Origin of the sequence: Rhizobium gallicum bv. gallicum R602sp (assembly GCF_000816845.1) — a bacterium.
Classification (GTDB): domain Bacteria; phylum Pseudomonadota; class Alphaproteobacteria; order Rhizobiales; family Rhizobiaceae; genus Rhizobium; species Rhizobium gallicum.
The window spans coordinates 147,823-165,086 of record NZ_CP006880.1 but is presented as its reverse complement, the minus strand read 5'-3'; the positions used below and the strand labels follow the sequence as shown (position 1 = coordinate 165,086).

The window sequence follows — 17,264 nt, the reverse complement described above, 5'->3', positions numbered from 1 at the left end:
AAAGCGTCCCCATTGAAAGCGGTTATCGGCAATACCAATCATCCATATAGTCTACAATTTTTATAAATAATAATTCGCGCCAAAATGGACGTGAGCGAACTAATTTTGCCGGGCGGCCCAATAACCAGGAACGAGCCCTCACTTATGAGCAATGCGTTGCCGGGAAATATTTTCTACAAAATTTATCAACTATCGCATGCCGCACCTTGTCTCGGCCGCTTACTAGGATACGAAAAAGGCGAAGGTTCGGAACCCGTAACGTGATGCCCCTGCTCGACATCCAGTCTCTTTCCCTTTCGTTCGGCTCAACCCTTGCCCTGGCCGATGCGTCCCTTTCGCTGCAGGCGGGAGAGATCGTCGCGCTGATGGGCGCGAACGGCGCGGGTAAATCGACACTCGTCAAGGTACTCTCCGGTGTCCACCGCGCCGACAGCGGCATCATTTTTTGGAAAGGCGCCCTCTTTCAGCCCAATAGCCCCGCCGAGGCAGCCCGCAGCGGCGTAGTGACCGTGCACCAATCAACGGATGTTGTTGGTATTCCCGATCTGACGGTGGCCGACGCGCTTCTGCTCGATCGTTACGTCGACGGGCGGGAGCCTTTTTTCCTGTCTGCCGCTTCGGTTCGCCGTGCAGCCGCGCGCATTCTCGATGAAGTCGGCATCACGCTACCGCTCGAGCGCCGCTTTGGCGATCTCGGCACCGCAGATCGCCAACTCGTCGCCATTGCGCGCGCTCTTTCCAACAAGGCCGAACTGCTTATTCTCGATGAGCCGACGGCAAGTCTGTCATCGAACGAGAGCCAACGCCTTTACACATTCTTGCGCGTGCTGAAGTCGCGCGGCATTGCGATCCTTTATATCTCCCATCGAACCACCGATCTCATGTCTCTCGCCGATCACGTGGTGGTGCTGCGCGGCGGCCGGGATGTCGGCACTTTTACGCGTCCCATCGATTTTGGGGCCGCCATCGAAACGATGATTGGCCGGCCACTGAAATCGGCACGTCCTGACCGAAGGGCACTATCCGGCCGCCCCGTCCTTGAACTGAAACAGGCGGTACTTCTACCCGGCAGCCGGCCGTTTGATTTTACTGTTCACGAAGGTGAAGTGGTGGCGATCACCGGCGTCCTCGGCGCTGGCAAGAGCCGCCTCCTGTCGGCGATCTTCGGAAGAGGCGCGCTTGCAGCAGGCAGCATGCGTCTCGACGGGCGCGCCTACCACCCCGCCGGCCCGGCGGAAGCCATCGCGGCGGGGGTTGTCATGGCCGCCGAAGACCGCCACCGGTCATCGCTCATTCCCGCTGGGTGGCCGGGCGAAAGCCTGGCTGCAACGATCAGCCTTCCGCATCTCAAGCGATGGTATCCATCGGGTTTTCTTTACTCCGGCCGGGAGACGCGCGAGGCCGTGGCGGCCATCCGGCGACTCGGCATCAAGGCGCAAGGTCCGCGGGCTTCCATATGGTCGCTCTCGGGCGGCAACCAGCAGAAGGCCGTCCTTGCCCGATGGGAAGCCGAACCCAGCCGGCTCCTGCTCCTTGACGAGCCGTTTCAAGGCGTGGATGTCGGCGCCCGGCAAGACATTATCCACATCCTTCGCGACCATCGCGACCGCGCCACCCTGATCGCGACCTCCGATCCGGAGGAGGCATATGAGGTTGCAGATCGCATGGTTCATATTTCCAATCACAGCCTCTTTGAAGGGGCCGACGATGCAATGTATGCGCCAGAAGGACAGTTGACCGCATGACCGCAAGCCACAACGAACTTCAGGCGCATCGACCGGCGCAGCCTCTTGAAATCCTGCGCGAGGCCGTAAGACGCGGCTCGGTCTTCCTGCTTCTCGGCGGGGTCATCGTGGTCTTTTCGGTCGCACAGCCAGCCTTCATGACGCTCGCCAATCTGATGAGCATCCTGCAATCCGTGTCCGTCGTCGCCATCATCGGCGCGGGCGTCACGGTGACACTGGCGATCGGCGGCTTTGACCTGTCGGTCGGCGCGGTTGCAGCATCGAGCGTCATGGCGGCAAGCTATTTGATGATCGTCCTTGGCCTCGGCGCGCTAGAAACAACTGCCCTTGTGCTCGCCTTTGGCGCGCTCGTTGGTTTTGCGAACGCGTTTCTCATCGTCAAGTTGAAGGTACCAGACCTTCTGGCAACGCTCGCGACGATGTTTCTACTGGCTGGGCTTCAGCTTATTCCCACGGCAGGGCGCTCGATATCGGTTGGGCTTATCCTTCCGGATGGATCGAAGGCATCCGGCAAGATCGATCCGCTGTTTCTGATGATTGGACGGTCAAGTTTCCTGGAAACGGTGCCGTTGCCGGTGCTCCTCATGCTCATCGTCGCGGCACTCCTGTTCATCCTAACCGAACGCACCCGTTTCGGCCGGTTGCTGTTCGCCACGGGCGGCAACGAAATGGCAACGCGTCTCGCCGGAGCCGACACGTCACGCATCAAGACGATCGCCTATGTCGTATCGGGCGCCCTCGCCGCCTTGGGCGGGATTATCGTGGCTGCGCGTGTCGGGCGCGGTGACGTTTCCTCGGGCGGATCGTTGCTGATGGATTCGGTGGCGGCCGCTTTGATTGGCTTCGCCGTGCTCGGCCTGCGCCGTCCGAACGTCGTCGGCACCATCGTCGGCGCGGTGTTCGTCGGTGTGTTGCTCAACGGAATGACCATGCTCAATGCACCTTACTACACGCAGGATTTCATCAAAGGTGCGGTTCTGGTCGGCGCGCTCGCCCTGACTTACGGCGTGGCTCGGAATAGGGCTTGAACCGCGCCGCCGCGCTCGAAGAATGTCCTGACATTCACTGGGCCGCCGTCCGAGTGGTAGGTGGCCGTCGCCAAGTCGGGGACGAATTTCAGTGTGTCAACATCAGAGCCGCCGTGCGGCCAATATTGGAAGACATCCACCTGTCCGCTTATATCGACAAATCCCATAGTTCCCTCCCCCGCTCGCAACGGGAGAGTGTAGGAGACTGGGATATTTTGCAAGTTGCGTCCCCTTTGCGATTTCCATGAAATCGTTGCCCGTTGCACGAACACGCGAATGTTCTCACGCTCAGACCAACAAGGAGCGCCTTGAAGAGATTCGAACTTGCGACCGGTGATTTAGTCACGTCGCAGGCAGGGGGATCAGTGCCTTCGCTTAAGATTGCGGGATATCTAGGGTAGCTGAAAACACGGCCACGCTTGCGACCTGTCACCTCGTCGACAATCCCCAAACGCTCCAAGTCAGCGAGCGCTGCATTGACAGTCGGCGCAGAAAGGCCCGTCATATGAACGATCTGATTTGCCGTATGAAAGGGGTTTTGCTGAAAGAGTTCGACGAGCGTTCACGCCATACACGCCTTCAGCATGTTGCCTTTGCGTACCGCACGCTCGATGAGCTCCTCGGCACTTATGCCCGGCTGAAGCCTCTCGGCATCGTCCCGGTGCTTGCCGTCGACGAGGGGGCGCAGACCGCATTCTACTACGAGGATCCTGACCGAAACTTTATCGAGCTCAACGTCAGCAACTTCGGCGAATTCGAGGAAAACTGGACATCCATCGAGCAAATGCAGACCTCTCCGGATTTCGCGAACCGACCGTTCGGCGTGGATATTGATCCCGATAAGGTTACCGCCGCGTGAGGCAGATGCTTCGCCGTGGGAAATCCACAAGCGAGCCTGGACCAACGAGTTTGCCCCGGCCAACCCGTACAATCCTCTCAACCTGCTTTGATGGCAGAACAATCATTGTAAGCCCTGCTCGCGCCTCAGCCATAGCAGTCTTCCACACGGCATAAAGCACATCGTGCCTTCAAATCGATGGCAGATCGCGTTCTTGCTCTGCGTGATCCGGACCACACATGCGTGAGGGCCTCGGTGGCATTCATGCGCCACATTCATAAGTCCTAGCAGGAAAGCCGCATACACTCACGGCTACGCTGACATACCTAAAGCTTGAGACCGAAGCCTTGGAGTATGATCCGACGTCGTGGGATCACGCCCCGCTCCTGAAGGAGAGCACGACATGCAGAAACGTATGCTTGGACAGGGACTCGAGGTCTCGGCGCTTTCGCTCGGTGCCATGGGCTATGGCAAGGCCCGCGAACTTGGCGACCGCGACGACATGATCCGGCTTCTCCGGAGGGCCGTCGAACGCGGGATGGACTTCTTCGACACTGCGGAGGTCTACGGTCCGTTCACCAACGAGGATATGGTCGGTGAGGCATTGGAACCGCTCCGCGATCAGGTGAAGATCGCCACCAAGTTCGGCTGGGACATTGATGCCGATACCGGCGTCCACCATGGCGGCGTCAACAGCAAGCCCGATCACATCCGGCGCGCCGTCGAAGGGAGCCTGAAGCGTCTCCGCACTGATCATATCGACCTGCTCTATCAGCATCGCGTCGATCCCGAGGTGCCGATGGAGGATGTCGCGGGCGTGGTTAAGGATCTCATCGCGGAAGGCAAGGTCCGCTGGTTCGGCCTGTCCGAGGCCGGAGCGAGTTCGATCCGTCGCGCCCATGCCGTTCAGCCGGTGGCGGCGCTGCAGAGCGAATATTCCTTATGGACGCGCGAACCGGAGGCTGAAGTCATTCCGACGCTGGAGGAACTTGGCATCGGCCTGGTTCCGTTCAGCCCGCTTGGCAAAGGATTCCTGACTGGCAAGATCGACGTCGACACTGCCTTCGATAAATCCGACATGCGCAACAGCGTTCCCCGCTTCGCTCCGGAAGCGCGTGAGGCAAACCGGAAGCTGGTCGAACTGCTGGCGCACATCGCGGACCGCCACCGCGCGACGCCCGCCCAGGTCGCGCTGGCGTGGCTGTTGGCACGAAAGCCATGGATCGTGCCGTTGTTCGGCACGCGCAAGCTCGAGAGGTTCGACGAGAACGTCGGCTCGCTCGGCGTCCAGTTATCTGCGGAAGACCTCTACGAGATCGAAGCTTCGGACATTCGGATCCACGGCGCCCGGTATCCGGAAGAACACATGAAGCGCGTGGGGATCTGAAAGGGAGCGTAGGCGATCACCTAGGTCGGTAGCGGAGTTGAAGACGCGGTGCCGTCGATACGGACGTTCATGCTCCGGCCATTCTTCTCGAACTCCTATGCATAAAGGTCGTCCCGGAGATCGAGGGCAAGCCCGACCTGATCTTCAAAAGGCCCCGTTCAGATCCGGGTTGGCCATGGATGACCACTCACGTGCAGTGAGGGCTTTTATGCGTGGCGCACATAAGTCCTATCAGAAGATAGCATCTAATCCTGCAATGAGGCCGCTCCACCTTTACGGTCGACGACGCTTTCTCGTCTCTCCGTTCATTGCTGTCGAAAAGGATCCGGATATGAACAAGCTAGCCGCCACGGCGCTCTCCATGACCCTCGCCGCCTCGGTGCCCGCTCTGGGCGAGGACGACAAGCAACGGTTCGCGTCTGCCCCCGTCAGCATGGAAGACGTGCAGGCCGTTTCACCGGCGCTTGCGAAATACACCCCAGGGCATTCTGCTCGGTGACCTGTGGAAGCGTCCGGGCCTCTCCCCGCGCGATCGTAGCGTGATCACTGTTGCAGTGTTGATCGCCCGCAACCAGCCTGTCGAGATGCCGTATCACTTCAATCTCGCGCTCGACAACGGCGTAACGCCTGCGGAGCTCTCCGAAATCATCACCCATCTCGCCTTCTATTCCGGATGGGCCAACGCGACGGGCGCTGTCGCGGTAGCCAAGCAGGTGTTCTCCGCCCGCGGGATTGGGGCGGACCAGCTTCCGGAAGCATCTGCTACTCCGCTTCCGCTGGACGAGGCCGCGGACGCCGAGCGCGCCAAGGGCGTCGAGCAGACCGTCGGGGCCGTGTCGCAAGGCGTAGTGGAATATACGAACGGCGTATTGTTCAAGGACCTCTGGCTCCGTCCCGGCCTTGCGCCACGCGACCGCAGCCTGATCACCGTCACCTCTCTGATTTCTTCAGGTCAGGTGGGGCAGATCACCTACCACTTCAACCGCGCTATGAATGCCGGGTTGACGAAGGACCAGGCCTCCGAAATGCTCGCGCATCTCACCTTCTATGCGGGATGGCCGAACGTGTTCTCGGCAGTCCCCGTCGTCAAGGACGTATTCGAAAAGCGGCCGAGCTGATCGCGCCGCGAAGACTTCGTGCCCGGTTCCATCCCACGAGGGACCGGGCATGACCTTTCCGAACGGCTCTATCCGCGCTCGCGCAACGCATCAACGACGATGTTGAAGGCGGCCGACGACTGGCGCCGGCTCGGATAGTACAGGTGGTAGCCTGGATAATGCGGGCACCAGTCGGCCAGAACCTGCACCAGACGCCCGGCCTCGATCTCCGGCATCGCCAGTCCATCTGGTATGAAACCCAGTCCAAACCCATCGACTGCCATCGCCCGAATCTGAGTGATGCCATTGCAGGTCATCTGGCCGTCGACGCGGACCCGCATGTCCTCGCCATCCTTCTCGAATTCCCAGGCATAGAGCCCTCCACGGGTCGGCAGGCGCAGATTGATACATTGATGTCGGGTCAGTTCCTGTGGCGTGATGGGTGCAGGGTTCCGCTCGAGATAGTCGGGAGAGCCAATGACAATCATCCGCTGCTCCGGACTGATGCGAACCGCGATCATTCCCTGGGAGACGATCTCGCCGAGGCGAACCCCGGCATCGAACCGCTCGGCAACGATGTCGGTCAGACCGTAGTCGATGACGAACTCCACCTTGATGTCCGGATAGTCGTGAAGGATTTTGCGGAGCTTCGGCCACAGGACATGGTCTATCGCGTAGTCCTCGGCAGTGATGCGGATAGTGCCTGCCGGCCTTTCCCGCTTGTCGGTCAAGGCGACCAATTCCCCCTCGATCTCTTCGAAGCGCGGCCCAATCGTCTTCAGCAGGTGTTCGCCTTCCGGCGTCGGGGCGACGCTGCGCGTCGTGCGCGTCAGCAGCCGGACACCGAGGCGCTCCTCCAGACCGCGGACGATGTGGCTCAGTCCCGACTGGGACATGCCGAGCTTCGCTGCGGCCTTTGTGAAGCTCCTTTCACGCGCAACAGCGAGGAAGGCGAGCAGATCATTGACGTTCTCACGCAGCATTCATGGGTTCCTCGCATTAATCCGATACCATCCTAGCAGAAATTCGCTCATTCGCGATTCGATATTCATGCGCCACACCCATATGTCTTTGCGGAATTGGGCATCTAATCGTTCTGAATGACGCGCACTACCTTCGTCGCAGCAAGAAACGAAGAAGGACGATGGATGTCCGCTATCGCTTCGTCATCGACATGTCCGCGGGCCGCACAGCCTGACGCTCCTCCTCCATTTCGCCCCCGGCCTTCGCCGGGGCGGCTTCTTCACTGACCTGACAAGAAAGGACGAACAATGAAACAGCTCACTGCAACCGCCGCCACTCTCGCCCTCTTCGCGTCGACGTCAGCCTTTGCCGAATCCTCGCAGTTCTCGCAGGGCGGCTCACGCCCCTCGATAAAGGGGCCGGAGGCGAACTTCACGGGCTCGGTCACAGTTGATCCGCTCTATTCCAATAACGAACACACGAGCAATACCGGCGGCCACGTCACATTCGAGCCGGGCGCCCGATCCGCATGGCACACCCATCCCGCGGGACAGGTCCTGATCGTCACGTCAGGTACCGGATGGGTTCAGGAAGAAGGTGGCGAAAAGCGCGTCATGCGACCAGGCGACGTCATCTGGTGCCCGCCGGACGTGAAGCATTGGCACGGCGCCACGGCAACGACCGGCGTCGGCCACATCGCCATTACCAACATGAAGGATGGCAAAAACGTCGCCTGGATGGAGAAGGTCTCGGACGACCAGTACCTGGACTGACGCTTGAGCGACCTGAGGATGGTTCTATGAAATACGCAACAGCAGCAGTCGGGGCGATCGCCCTGGCAACCGTTCTGATCTCGTCTACGACATGGGCGCAGGACGTTCGCTCGTCTTCTCCGATCTCCTCGACGGCCAGCGCGGATTGGTCGATGGAGGTCGTCGCCGAAGGACTCGACTATCCTTGGGAAATCCAACAGACAGGCGGTCGAATCCTCATCACGGAAGCGGCCGGCGATGTCGTCTCGATCGAAGGCGGCCGCGTGGTGCGTCATCTGGTCGAGACGTCTGATCCCATTGCCCGCGAGGGCGGCGGCGGTCTTCTCGGCATGACACTGTCGAAGGACTTCGAAAGCAACGAGACCGCGTACTTCTACCATACATACCACGCCGACGGCGCTCTCTCGAACAAGCTCATCGAGGCGCGCTTCGACGGAACCTCGTGGACGGAGACGCGCACTCTTCTCCAGGGTATTCCCGGACACCATCTCTACAATGGAGGTCGCGTTGCGATCGGTCCGGACGGCTATTTGTACGTGACGACCGGATGGACGGAGAACCGCCAGAGACCTCAGGATATCTCGAGCCTCGCCGGCAAGATCTTGCGCATGACCGTCGACGGCAAGGTGCCGGACGACAACCCATTTCCCGGTTCCTACGTCTATTCTCTCGGACACAGAAACCCGCAAGGGATCGCCTGGGGCCCCGATGGCCGGTTGTTCGTCGCAGAACACGGGCAGTCCGCACACGACGAAATCAATCTGATCGTCGCCGGCCGCAATTACGGTTGGCCCGTCGTTTCCGGCGACGAGGAACGGCAGGGAATGGAAAGGCCTCTCCTTCATTCCGGCAACAACACCTGGGCGCCCTCGGGCATCGCGTTTGCTGGAAACGAACTCCTCGTCTCCGCTCTCGTCGGCAAAGGCCTCTACGTCTTCGACGCTGCCGAGAACAGCCTGAAACCGATCTTCACTTCGGGCGATCGACTCCGTGACGTGCTGCCGATCGGTCAGAACATCTATGTCGTGACCACGAACCGCTCGCCGCGGGCGGAAGGTCCCTCCGAAGACCGGCTCCTGAAACTGACGCGGACAAAATAGCCTGGCCCGCCACACTCGACACAACAGGAAGACCAAGATGAAATTCGACTTCGAAAACAAAGTGGCGCTCGTCACAGGCGCTGCATCGGGCATGGGGCTGGCGACCGCGAAGGCATTCGCAGCCGCCGGTGCCGCCGTCGCACTCGTCGACGTCAACGAAGACGCGGTCAAGGGTGCGGCGCACGGGCTGATCGCGGACGGCCACAGGGTTATCGGCATTCGATGCGATGTCGCCAACATGGAGGAGGTCGAGACGATGGTCACCGAGACGATCGCTACCTTCGGCGGTCTCGATGCCGCGTTCAACAACGCGGGTGTAAAAAGCCCCGTCGCGGAAACCGCCCTCGCCGACCCTGGCGATTACGATTTCGTCATGGGCGTCAACCTTCGCGGCATCTGGAATTGCATGAAGTCCGAGCTTCTGCACATGCGTGAACAGGGAAGCGGCACGATCGTCAACAATTCGTCGCTCGGCGGCCTCGTCGGTATAGCCGAGCGCGGCATCTACCATGCCTCCAAGCATGGGGTCGTCGGCCTGACAAGAAGCGCCGGTCTCGAATACGCACCGAAGGGCATCCGCATCAACGCCATCTGCCCCGGCATCATCGCTACCCCGATGGTCACGACCATGCTGGAGACGCAGCCGGAGGCGATGGAAATCATGATGAAGGACGTTCCGATCGGCCGTCTCGGCCGTGCCGAAGAAATCGCAGATGCCGTCCTGTGGTTGTCCAGCCCGGCCTCGACCTTCGTGATCGGACACGCATTGCCCGTGGACGGCGGCTACACGGTTCGCTGAACGCAGCCGGAAAAAACGGACGAATTGCTCAGATGAGACACGATGTCGACGCGATCACCGCAGAGCCCAGACCATCCTCGACGGTATCAGAGATGTGGCTCATGACCGTACTGGGGATGCTGCTGGCCTTCGCGTCGATCTCGACCGACCTCTACCTGCCTGCGATGCCGGGCATGAGCGCGGCGCTGGGGACCACACAGGGAAGCCTGCAGTACACGGTGTCGGCCTATCTGATCGGTTTCAGCTTCGGCCAGTTGATCTGGGGTCCGGTCGGCGACCGGTTCGGACGGCGCGTCCCCGTGGCCGTCGGTCTCGTCCTGTTCATGGCCGGCTGCACGGGCTGCGCCTTGTCCGCCGATGTCGTCCAACTGATCGCCTTCCGGGTTCTCCAGGCGGTCGGCGCCTGCGCTGGGGTCGTGCTTGCCCGAGCCATGGTGCGCGACCTCTATGGCCGCGACCGCGCGGCAGCGGTGCTATCTACGTTGATGACCGTCATGGCCGTCGCGCCGCTTCTAGGCCCAAGCGTCGGTGGGCTGATCCTCGTGGTCGCGCCTTGGCAGGCGATCTTCTGGGCCCTCGTCGGCATCGGCCTCCTCACGCTAGTCGCGCTCTTCACCATTCCTGAGACGCTTCCTGCGGAGCGACGCAGCAACGAATCTCTCGGCGTGGCATTCGCCTCCTATGGCGGCCTCATACTGGATAATCGGCTTATGGTGTATGGCGGAGCCCTTGGCTTCTACTATGCCGGTGTCTTCGCCGGCATCTCAAGCTCGTCCTTCGCCTACATCGACTATCATCACCTCTCCCCGCAGCTCTTTGGAGCGGTCTTCGCCGTCGGCACGGTCGGCCTGATGGCGACGAACTTCGCCAACGCGCGACTGGTCGCGCGATACGGTAGCGATAGGATGCTGAAGCTAGGCGCGGCAGGCGCCGCTGTCAGCGGTCTGGTTCTTGCTTTCGTCACCGCGACGGATTTCGGGGGCGTCTATGGAATGGCCGCAAGCCTGTGGCTGTTCACCGCAATGAACGGCCTCGTCACAGCCAATGCGATCTCCGGAGCGCTGGCCGACTTCCCGACGCGAGCCGGCGCCGTGTCCGCGCTGATGGGCGCCATCCAGTACGGGAGCGGCGTGGTCGGATCAGCAGTCGCCGGGACTTTTGCCAATGGGACACCCTGGCCGATGGGGGTAGTGATTGCGATCAGCGGACTTGGCAGTCTGGCGTGTGCTTCGCTGATACGAAGGCAAAGCTTGGATTATTGAAATCCGGCCTTTTTATTCGCACGCCTTGAACGGATTCGAACCAATGACCGCTCATACCGAATTCGTGGAAAGACAACAACTTCACGGCATCTGTTGTGCGTTAGTCACTGATTTTCTTGGATGAAATCCTAACCTGCCACACGCAACCCTTAGCCGGCAACTGGACGCCGAACACCATAAGGCGCAGCGAATGGCACCACGCGGCGGTTGGCTTAAATTGCGTTAGCTACCTGAGAAGCGCGCCCCAAGTCCCCAAAAGTAGCAAATTTAATCGTGCAACATTCGGCGCCTGCCTTCCACCAAACGCCGAATTCGTGCACTCAGTTTGCAAAGAGGGGTCACACTATGAGCGCTGAAAAGCCTGAAAAGTCCGAATCGGAAACGCCAAGCAGCCGGATCTACGATATATTCAGGGTCCTTGTTTCCTCTGTGCTCATCAGCCTGCTCCTCGCAGGCATCAGCACATCGGCGCTGAAGCTCTGGGATCGCTTGTACCCTGAAGACGTGGTGAAGGTCTGGCAGGTGTCGGAAGACGACTACCAGCGCATCTCCACGGCCCTAAACCACTCGAACACCAACCTGATGCGCCTCAAGGAGTTAGTTGCCAATAATCCGGAAGCGGTGAAGTTAGCTACGACCATGCAGGAAGAGCTCCAAGCTGCAAATACGTTGATCGCGAATTCACCCTTCGTCGAGCGACGCGATACCATGAGCGTCACGTGGGATCTGATCTCCTCGGCCTACGCCAAGGGTGAGACCCGCGACAATGACGGAAAAGCGGATATGACGATCACATACATTCTCTTGGCCCTGGTTGGCTTTGTGACCATCTTCCTCTGCGGGGTTTATGCATTCTGCAAAGACAAATCGCAGCGTTCCTTCATAGAGAAAACCCTCACGACCATCGTAGGCTTCGCGCTGGGGATGATAACCGGCTCGAATACCGGGCGGCTCAAATAGTCTGTGGCGCGGTAGCGGCTGGGACGACCGACGCGGGCTTCGGCAGCGAACGGAAATATACGCGGCGCCGCTTCTTTTTGTGGCCGGTGCGCCAAGTCATCGATCCCACAATGTCGCAGTAAGTTTTAAACCCCTCCTCGCTCGCAGCTGAGCGGTCCTGCGCGAAGAACTCGTCAATGCGATCCTGCAAAACCTCGGTTTTGCCGTTGGTCAGGCTGCAATTGAAGATGTCGATCTGCGCGGCCGGGGGACGCGTCTTCTCGTCGTTGAGGGTGAAGCCTGCCTCGGCGACGGCAGCAAGAAGACCATCGAACGCCGACTGCAGCTCCGCCTCATCGTTACCCGAGAGACAGATATCGTCCATATAGATCGAGACGGTGATGGATACGGGAAGCCCACGAAGGTAGACGCCTATCGGGGACATCGCGAGAACGAGAGTCGCCAGGATAGGCGATTGAACGAATCCATACGGAAGCACATACCCTGCTCCGTAGGGGTTCTTTACGGTTGACCACTTCGCATAATATTCCGGCCGCTGGACATGGATATCTTTCAGCGCGCGCTTAACGCGATTGCGCTGGACGCTATAAAAGAATTTCGAGATGTCGATGCGGCAGAAAAACTGGTTGTTGCGGTGTCGATGCAGCGCGACAACGTGCGACCCGTCTTTGAAATGGTAGACAAAGCTGTCGAATTTGTAGGCCTTGTTCACTTTGCTCTTGAGCTCAGCGCCAAGCCGTTCCCCGAAAGGGTTAGGCGCATAGATCGGCTTGCCGTTCTTTTTGTAAGAATAAAGGAAGTTTTCGAACGCTAAGGGCATAGTTGACAACCTTGCTGTAGATATCGAGTGCAACATTGATGATCTCCAAGGCGGAGTACAATATCGTCAAGACAGCTACAGCAAGGTCGAGATGCTTATGAATTTTCTTCATCGGCAAATCCTCCATTGCGAGACTTCAGCAAACTGCAACCCATGTTTAACCATGGAGTCGTCAACTGAGAGAACAATAGTGTATTCCCGAAGCTCGTACATGAGGACAACCCGAAGGTCGAACTTTCCGTAGAGCCGTGAGCTACAGCCTATTGCTGAAATCGACTTGGATATACGTTTGTCTTCTTGGAGTTGCAAGGGCGCAACCTCTGAACGAATACGATTTTTGCTGGCCCTAGCGAGTTCGATCACCACCAAAGGCCGGACGTCGATCTCTCAAAATCAAGGTGGGTGCCACTTGCTAAGCATCCGGCGTGCGGTCTGCGATTAATTACCGCCCGCCATGAATCGCGGTTCGGCGTCCGTGTCATCACGCGCAATCATGCTGCATTGGGCAGCGAGCGACAGGGCGGACAACAGGCGGTCGGGCGTCGGCCCGAATGGACCGCTCAACCTCTTGTGGACGCTCAGCCACCCGCTGTCGCCGAGCGCAAGCCGAAGGCGCTGCGTGCCGTCGCCGTTTCGCGCCACCGACCATCGGACATGCTGCCCGATCACCCAGGTCTCGATCAGCTCTCGCCAGAGGGTTTCGACCGTCGCTTCCGTCAGCGACAGGAGCCGCCGGTGCTGGAGCGATATTGGGAAGCGATCCGATCGCCCTCCCAGCTCACCAAGCCGGCCATCGTCGGCGCCTTCTTGCTTGAGGGCCGCATACATGGCCTGCACGTAGCCAAGGGCCGACAGGACAAGGCCCGGAATGGTCTCGTAGCTGCCAGGGCCGCCGCGCTGCGCGAGACTAAGTCTGTTGCTCAGCGCGACGAAATTCGTCTCACCCGTGGCAGCGGCACTCGGCCAGCCGCGATCCTCGCATCGTTGCGCAAGAGTGGTGAGCAGGTCGCCAACCGTCGGACCGGCCAAGTCCTTATCGAAATCCTCGGCTTGGCGCAGCGCCATTGCAACGAGGGCATCCGTCGATGCCGACCCGCCGTTTGTCCTGATCATTACCTCGATCCAGACGAGCATGCTTTCAAGCGCCAGGCGTTGCAGTTGTCGCACCTGTAGGGAGGACATCAGCAGCCACGTCGCTAGCAGTCCGGTATCATTCGATCCGGCGCGGACCAGCGCGCGTCCTCCTGGCAGCACGCCGGATGCCAGGACGGTACGCAGCTCCGGCACCGTCAAGCCGTCCGGTGTCGCATTGATGGCTTCAAGGACTAGCGCCAGCGTGTCATTGCGCCGCGTGAAATCCGTCCTGCCCGTTTCCCGCCCCGGTTCGAACAGCCTGCGAAAGACGTCCCGTTCCTCGTTCGACGGCTCCGACGGTGGAAGAGCGTCGTTCAGGGACTCCACCTCCTCGGGGCGGAAGGTGACCACACCGGGTTCGACCATGTGGCGAATGGCAGACCTGGACACGATCGCATCAATCGCCCTGACGGCAGGCATGACCTGTTCGGTCGGCCGAAAGACGCCGATGACGGACGTCTGCTCAAGGTACCCGAGCGCCTTGATCGAGGGGCCGTACTGGATCGCGTCCATGATCGACGTGGAAGCCTGGCGCTTCTTCTTGACGGTTTCCCAATTCGCGCCCTTGAAGGTAAAGGGGGCCCCACCATCCATTGGCATGCAACTCCTCAACACCGCCATCCCAGGCAGGTCGCGTCCGCCGGCCAGCATGTGCGACCAGGCGTAGATGACCTCGAGGCGCATGACGAAGTCCTTCGCCGCCGCGGAATCGATATCCTTCTTGCCGCCGTTCGACAGGAGGTCATTGGTCTTCCACCAGGCCCAGGCCATGAAGGCGTATGGACGGATGAAAACCGTTGTGTTGTTGATCCCCGGGATGGCCCGATCCATCAGGTCGAGATTGATCTGGCGCAGGCCGAGCGGATCCACGCCTCCGTCCTTCAGGGCAAGCTTGGTGATCAGCCGCGCGCCCGGCGCTGTCGCAAAATCGAGATCCATGTCCTGGAGCAACTGGTTCACTCAGGTTTCCTCCGGCTGGATGTCGACGATGATCGCGGTACACTTCAGCCCTTGGCAGCTGGCGATTCCGCCCTTGCGCAGGCGGCCCGCTTCGACGGCGGCAAGCTTCATGTTACAGGATGGGCAATGCCTCCAGTCCCTGCGAACGAAGACGGTTTCCCGCCGTCGGATGCCTCGACAGATCCTGCCGAAGGCCGCGATCTCCTCGGGCTTTGCGACACCCGAAAGATCGGGCATCGACCCCTCCCCGTCGAGCGCGGCGATCAGGGCTCGAGTGCGCTGCCATGATGTCGGCGCGGCAAGTATCCCGGTAACGGCAAGCTTCCAGTCCATGGCGCGGACCTCTGCCGCGAGCTGGCTTTCGCGATGGCCCGTTGGTGGCTTTTCGAGAAGATCGCAGTGGTCCTTGGTCAATCCGCCACGAAACCAGATCTCCAGCGCCTTGTGGATCTCAGCGCTCTTTTTCGGCTCGCGAAGGCCAGGAGCCACCGTCGCGACGGCATAGCACCGGTCGAGCGTGTCCAGGCCAGTACGTGCTGGTCCGGCGCGCCTTGCGAGGTTTCGCCAGACCGGCAAGTAGGTCTTCAGGAACTGCTCGGGTTCCTCGACATTGTCGGCGCCATAGAGAATGAAGTCGAGCACCGACAGGATGTTCTCCCGTTTCGTTGGTCCGTCCGGAGACTCGTCGATCTTGCGCATGAAGGAGCCGATCGCGCCGGCCAGGAGGTCTGCATTCGACCAGACACTTTCCCCGCTTCCGTCATCGCCGCCATCTCCGGCATCGTTCTCATGCCCGTGCCCCTGCCCCCGCCGCGGCGCCTCGGTGATCCTCTGGCGGAACCGCGCGATGAGTTTCTGGAACGCCGACTGGCCCGCGCCCGAGGCAGCGCGATCATTTTCCGGCTTCAAGGCGTCGCCAAGCCCGAGCTCGCCGGCCGGCACCAGGTGCGAGGCCTCCTCCTTGTCGGCGCTGGCAGAATTGCTCCCGGACGCGATCGGTAAGTCGCCAGCCAGGAAGGCCTCGGGATGCTTGGTGAAGAAGCCCGCGATGATATCGTTGTCGCGCGGGTTTTCGGCCCCACCGGCCGCGCGCGCCATGGCTTCGGCAATCGCGCCGCGCTCGCGGACGGCCGCGATGATGTCCGTCATCACCAGCCAGCCGCGGACGGTCTCTTCGCCGCGCGCCAGCACCAGCTGCAGTGACGAGACGACCGCATCGACCCTCCTGCGCTCGATCATGAATCGTCCATCAGCCGCGAGCTCGACTGCACCGATCGCCTCGAACCGACCGGGAGCATAGAGCGAGGCATTCCAGGATCCTTCCGGAGCGGGGACGTCGAGGATGCGGCCGTTGACCGCGCCGCCATCCAGCCGTGCAATCAGGCATGGCGACGCCGTATGGTGCGGCTCCTGGCCACCCTCGCCAACGAGGCCCTTGGGATAACCCGCTCGGCTCCAGCCGAGCCATGGCGCACCGTCTGATACGCGTGCAACGACCACCTCGACGCTGCCAAGGCCCAGACCATTGACCGTCGCATTTGCGCTCCCGGTAATCGTGAGACGCCCCTTGGCGCATTCAATATCGAAGGCCTTGGCGTGCAGCAGCTTCTCGCCCGAGAACAGCGGGCTGGTGACGGGTTGGGCCGCTAGGCCGAGGGTCTTGGCCAAATCGAAGTCGAACCAGAAGGGCACTTTCGGCGGAACGAACACATTAACCGTCTTGCAGCCGAGGTCACGCGCGAGGTCGACAACCGCTTTCGGGCCGCCGAAATAAGGTGACAAAACGGTCAGCGACCTCGCGCCCCCGAGCTCCCTTGCCATCTCGACGACCTGCGGTGCGAGCGCCCGATTGACGGAATGCAGGACACGGGTTGGCCCGCCGCTCTTGCGATCGCCGGCCGCAAGACAGAGATCGGCGAATTTCTGGAGCGGCGGCAGCGCGGAAGGGTCGGAGCGAAGGCGGCCTTGGCCGAGGGTCTCCCCAAGCGAGAGGAGAAAGTCAGCCAGATCGGTGAAGGCTTCCGGGTCGGTTTCGGGGTTGAGGTATTCGGCGACCTCAGCGTTGAATCCCCAGCCGCCCATGGTGAGATTTCCCGATCCGACCAGCGCCCGCAGCTCGCCTTCGTGCGATGCAAGCAGCGTGATCTTCGGATGAAACACGCCACTTCCGACGACGGCGATCGGAATGACGTCATAGCCAACCCCGGCGTTCGATGCGCCTGTTTCAGATAGCGAAGCGCGGTAGCCCTCGATATCGGCCAGGATCGTGACGTCGCGCCGATTGTCACCGAGCGCCTGAAGAGGCACGGCTTCCAGAAACGACAGGCTCAGCGAATAGGTTGTCATCAGCAAGGAGCGCCAACGGTCGCTCCGCAATATGTCGAGGGGAGAAATTTCG

Annotated in this window: 13 protein-coding genes and 2 pseudogenes; 10 read left to right on the top strand and 5 right to left on the bottom strand. The window is 60.6% G+C overall.

Features of this window, described 5'->3' with window-relative positions; all coding sequences use genetic code 11:
- The first annotated feature begins 263 nt into the window (after positions 1–263).
- Both RGR602_RS24110 and RGR602_RS24105 read left to right on the top strand, forming a co-directional pair.
- Complete coding sequence (locus RGR602_RS24110; RefSeq protein WP_040114604.1) at positions 264–1,745, top strand: sugar ABC transporter ATP-binding protein; 1,482 nt, start codon at positions 264–266, stop codon at positions 1,743–1,745.
- Positions 1,742–2,773, top strand: a complete 1,032-nt coding sequence (locus tag RGR602_RS24105; protein WP_040114603.1) for an ABC transporter permease — start codon at positions 1,742–1,744, stop codon at positions 2,771–2,773. The genes RGR602_RS24110 and RGR602_RS24105 overlap by 4 nt, the downstream gene beginning before the upstream one ends.
- Before the next feature lie 358 nt (positions 2,774–3,131).
- On the opposite strand, the pseudogene RGR602_RS36360 reads toward RGR602_RS24105, so the two are convergent.
- Positions 3,132–3,326, bottom strand: a pseudogene (locus RGR602_RS36360) (winged helix-turn-helix domain-containing protein); the annotation flags it as partial.
- On the opposite strand from RGR602_RS36360, the gene RGR602_RS24095 reads away from it, so the two are divergent.
- The 3 genes and pseudogenes from RGR602_RS24095 (at position 3,279) to RGR602_RS24085 (ending at position 6,116) form a co-directional block, all read left to right on the top strand.
- On the top strand, positions 3,279–3,632 hold the full coding sequence (locus RGR602_RS24095; protein ID WP_052451743.1) for a VOC family protein: 354 nt from the start codon (positions 3,279–3,281) through the stop codon (positions 3,630–3,632). The pseudogene RGR602_RS36360 and the gene RGR602_RS24095 sit on opposite strands and share 48 nt — an antisense overlap.
- Positions 3,633–4,014: 382 nt before the next feature.
- On the top strand, positions 4,015–4,998 hold the full coding sequence (locus RGR602_RS24090; RefSeq protein WP_040114601.1) for an aldo/keto reductase: 984 nt from the start codon (positions 4,015–4,017) through the stop codon (positions 4,996–4,998).
- Positions 4,999–5,329: 331 nt separating this feature from the next.
- Positions 5,330–6,116: pseudogene (locus RGR602_RS24085) on the top strand (carboxymuconolactone decarboxylase family protein).
- A 68-nt stretch (positions 6,117–6,184) separates the two neighbouring features.
- On the opposite strand, the gene RGR602_RS24080 reads toward RGR602_RS24085, so the two are convergent.
- On the bottom strand, positions 6,185–7,078 hold the full coding sequence (locus RGR602_RS24080; RefSeq protein WP_040114600.1) for a LysR family transcriptional regulator: 894 nt from the start codon (positions 7,076–7,078) through the stop codon (positions 6,185–6,187).
- Between the two features lie 288 nt (positions 7,079–7,366).
- Here RGR602_RS24080 and RGR602_RS24075 point away from each other — a divergent pair, with 288 nt between their 5' ends.
- The 5 genes from RGR602_RS24075 (at position 7,367) to RGR602_RS24055 (ending at position 11,952) form a co-directional block, all read left to right on the top strand.
- Positions 7,367–7,831: a (R)-mandelonitrile lyase gene (locus tag RGR602_RS24075; RefSeq protein ID WP_040114599.1), complete on the top strand. Its 465-nt coding sequence runs from the start codon at positions 7,367–7,369 to the stop codon at positions 7,829–7,831.
- Positions 7,832–7,857: 26 nt separating this feature from the next.
- Positions 7,858–8,931, top strand: coding sequence for a PQQ-dependent sugar dehydrogenase (locus RGR602_RS24070; protein WP_040114598.1), 1,074 nt, complete (start codon positions 7,858–7,860; stop codon positions 8,929–8,931).
- Positions 8,932–8,968: 37 nt separating this feature from the next.
- Complete coding sequence (locus tag RGR602_RS24065) at positions 8,969–9,730, top strand: glucose 1-dehydrogenase (protein WP_040114597.1); 762 nt, start codon at positions 8,969–8,971, stop codon at positions 9,728–9,730.
- Positions 9,731–9,762: 32 nt separating this feature from the next.
- Entirely contained in the window at positions 9,763–10,992 is a 1,230-nt protein-coding gene (locus tag RGR602_RS24060; RefSeq protein WP_040114596.1) for a multidrug effflux MFS transporter, read from the top strand.
- Between the two features lie 345 nt (positions 10,993–11,337).
- Positions 11,338–11,952 (top strand): hypothetical protein, encoded by a 615-nt coding sequence (locus tag RGR602_RS24055; RefSeq protein ID WP_040114595.1) that lies wholly within the window; start codon positions 11,338–11,340, stop codon positions 11,950–11,952.
- Here the strand turns inward: RGR602_RS24055 and RGR602_RS24050 are convergent.
- From RGR602_RS24050 to RGR602_RS24040, 3 genes are all read right to left on the bottom strand, one after another.
- The gene (locus RGR602_RS24050) at positions 11,945–12,808 is read right to left on the bottom strand and encodes a reverse transcriptase domain-containing protein (protein ID WP_223844116.1); all 864 of its coding nucleotides are present in this window, start codon (positions 12,806–12,808) and stop codon (positions 11,945–11,947) included. The two genes, RGR602_RS24055 and RGR602_RS24050, sit on opposite strands and share 8 nt — an antisense overlap.
- Positions 12,809–13,210: 402 nt before the next feature.
- Complete coding sequence (locus RGR602_RS24045; protein ID WP_040114593.1) at positions 13,211–14,866, bottom strand: hypothetical protein; 1,656 nt, start codon at positions 14,864–14,866, stop codon at positions 13,211–13,213.
- The gene (locus RGR602_RS24040; protein WP_170250720.1) at positions 14,867–17,212 is read right to left on the bottom strand and encodes a phospholipase D-like domain-containing protein; all 2,346 of its coding nucleotides are present in this window, start codon (positions 17,210–17,212) and stop codon (positions 14,867–14,869) included.
- Between the last annotated feature and the right edge of the window lie 52 nt (positions 17,213–17,264).

Excerpts from the sequence above, each read along its gene's own strand:
- RGR602_RS24050 (WP_223844116.1), bottom strand. The coding sequence starts at position 12,808 with ATGTTGCACTCGATATCTACAGCAAGGTTGTCAACTATGCCCTTAGCG.
- RGR602_RS24040 (WP_170250720.1), bottom strand. The coding sequence starts at position 17,212 with ATGACAACCTATTCGCTGAGCCTGTCGTTTCTGGAAGCCGTGCCTCTT.
- RGR602_RS24080 (WP_040114600.1), bottom strand. The coding sequence starts at position 7,078 with ATGCTGCGTGAGAACGTCAATGATCTGCTCGCCTTCCTCGCTGTTGCG.
- RGR602_RS24055 (WP_040114595.1), top strand. The coding sequence starts at position 11,338 with ATGAGCGCTGAAAAGCCTGAAAAGTCCGAATCGGAAACGCCAAGCAGC.
- RGR602_RS24105 (WP_040114603.1), top strand. The coding sequence starts at position 1,742 with ATGACCGCAAGCCACAACGAACTTCAGGCGCATCGACCGGCGCAGCCT.
- RGR602_RS24090 (WP_040114601.1), top strand. The coding sequence starts at position 4,015 with ATGCAGAAACGTATGCTTGGACAGGGACTCGAGGTCTCGGCGCTTTCG.
- RGR602_RS24065 (WP_040114597.1), top strand. The coding sequence starts at position 8,969 with ATGAAATTCGACTTCGAAAACAAAGTGGCGCTCGTCACAGGCGCTGCA.
- RGR602_RS24070 (WP_040114598.1), top strand. The coding sequence starts at position 7,858 with ATGAAATACGCAACAGCAGCAGTCGGGGCGATCGCCCTGGCAACCGTT.
- RGR602_RS24075 (WP_040114599.1), top strand. The coding sequence starts at position 7,367 with ATGAAACAGCTCACTGCAACCGCCGCCACTCTCGCCCTCTTCGCGTCG.
- RGR602_RS24060 (WP_040114596.1), top strand. The coding sequence starts at position 9,763 with ATGAGACACGATGTCGACGCGATCACCGCAGAGCCCAGACCATCCTCG.
- RGR602_RS24095 (WP_052451743.1), top strand. The coding sequence starts at position 3,279 with ATGAACGATCTGATTTGCCGTATGAAAGGGGTTTTGCTGAAAGAGTTC.
- RGR602_RS24110 (WP_040114604.1), top strand. The coding sequence starts at position 264 with ATGCCCCTGCTCGACATCCAGTCTCTTTCCCTTTCGTTCGGCTCAACC.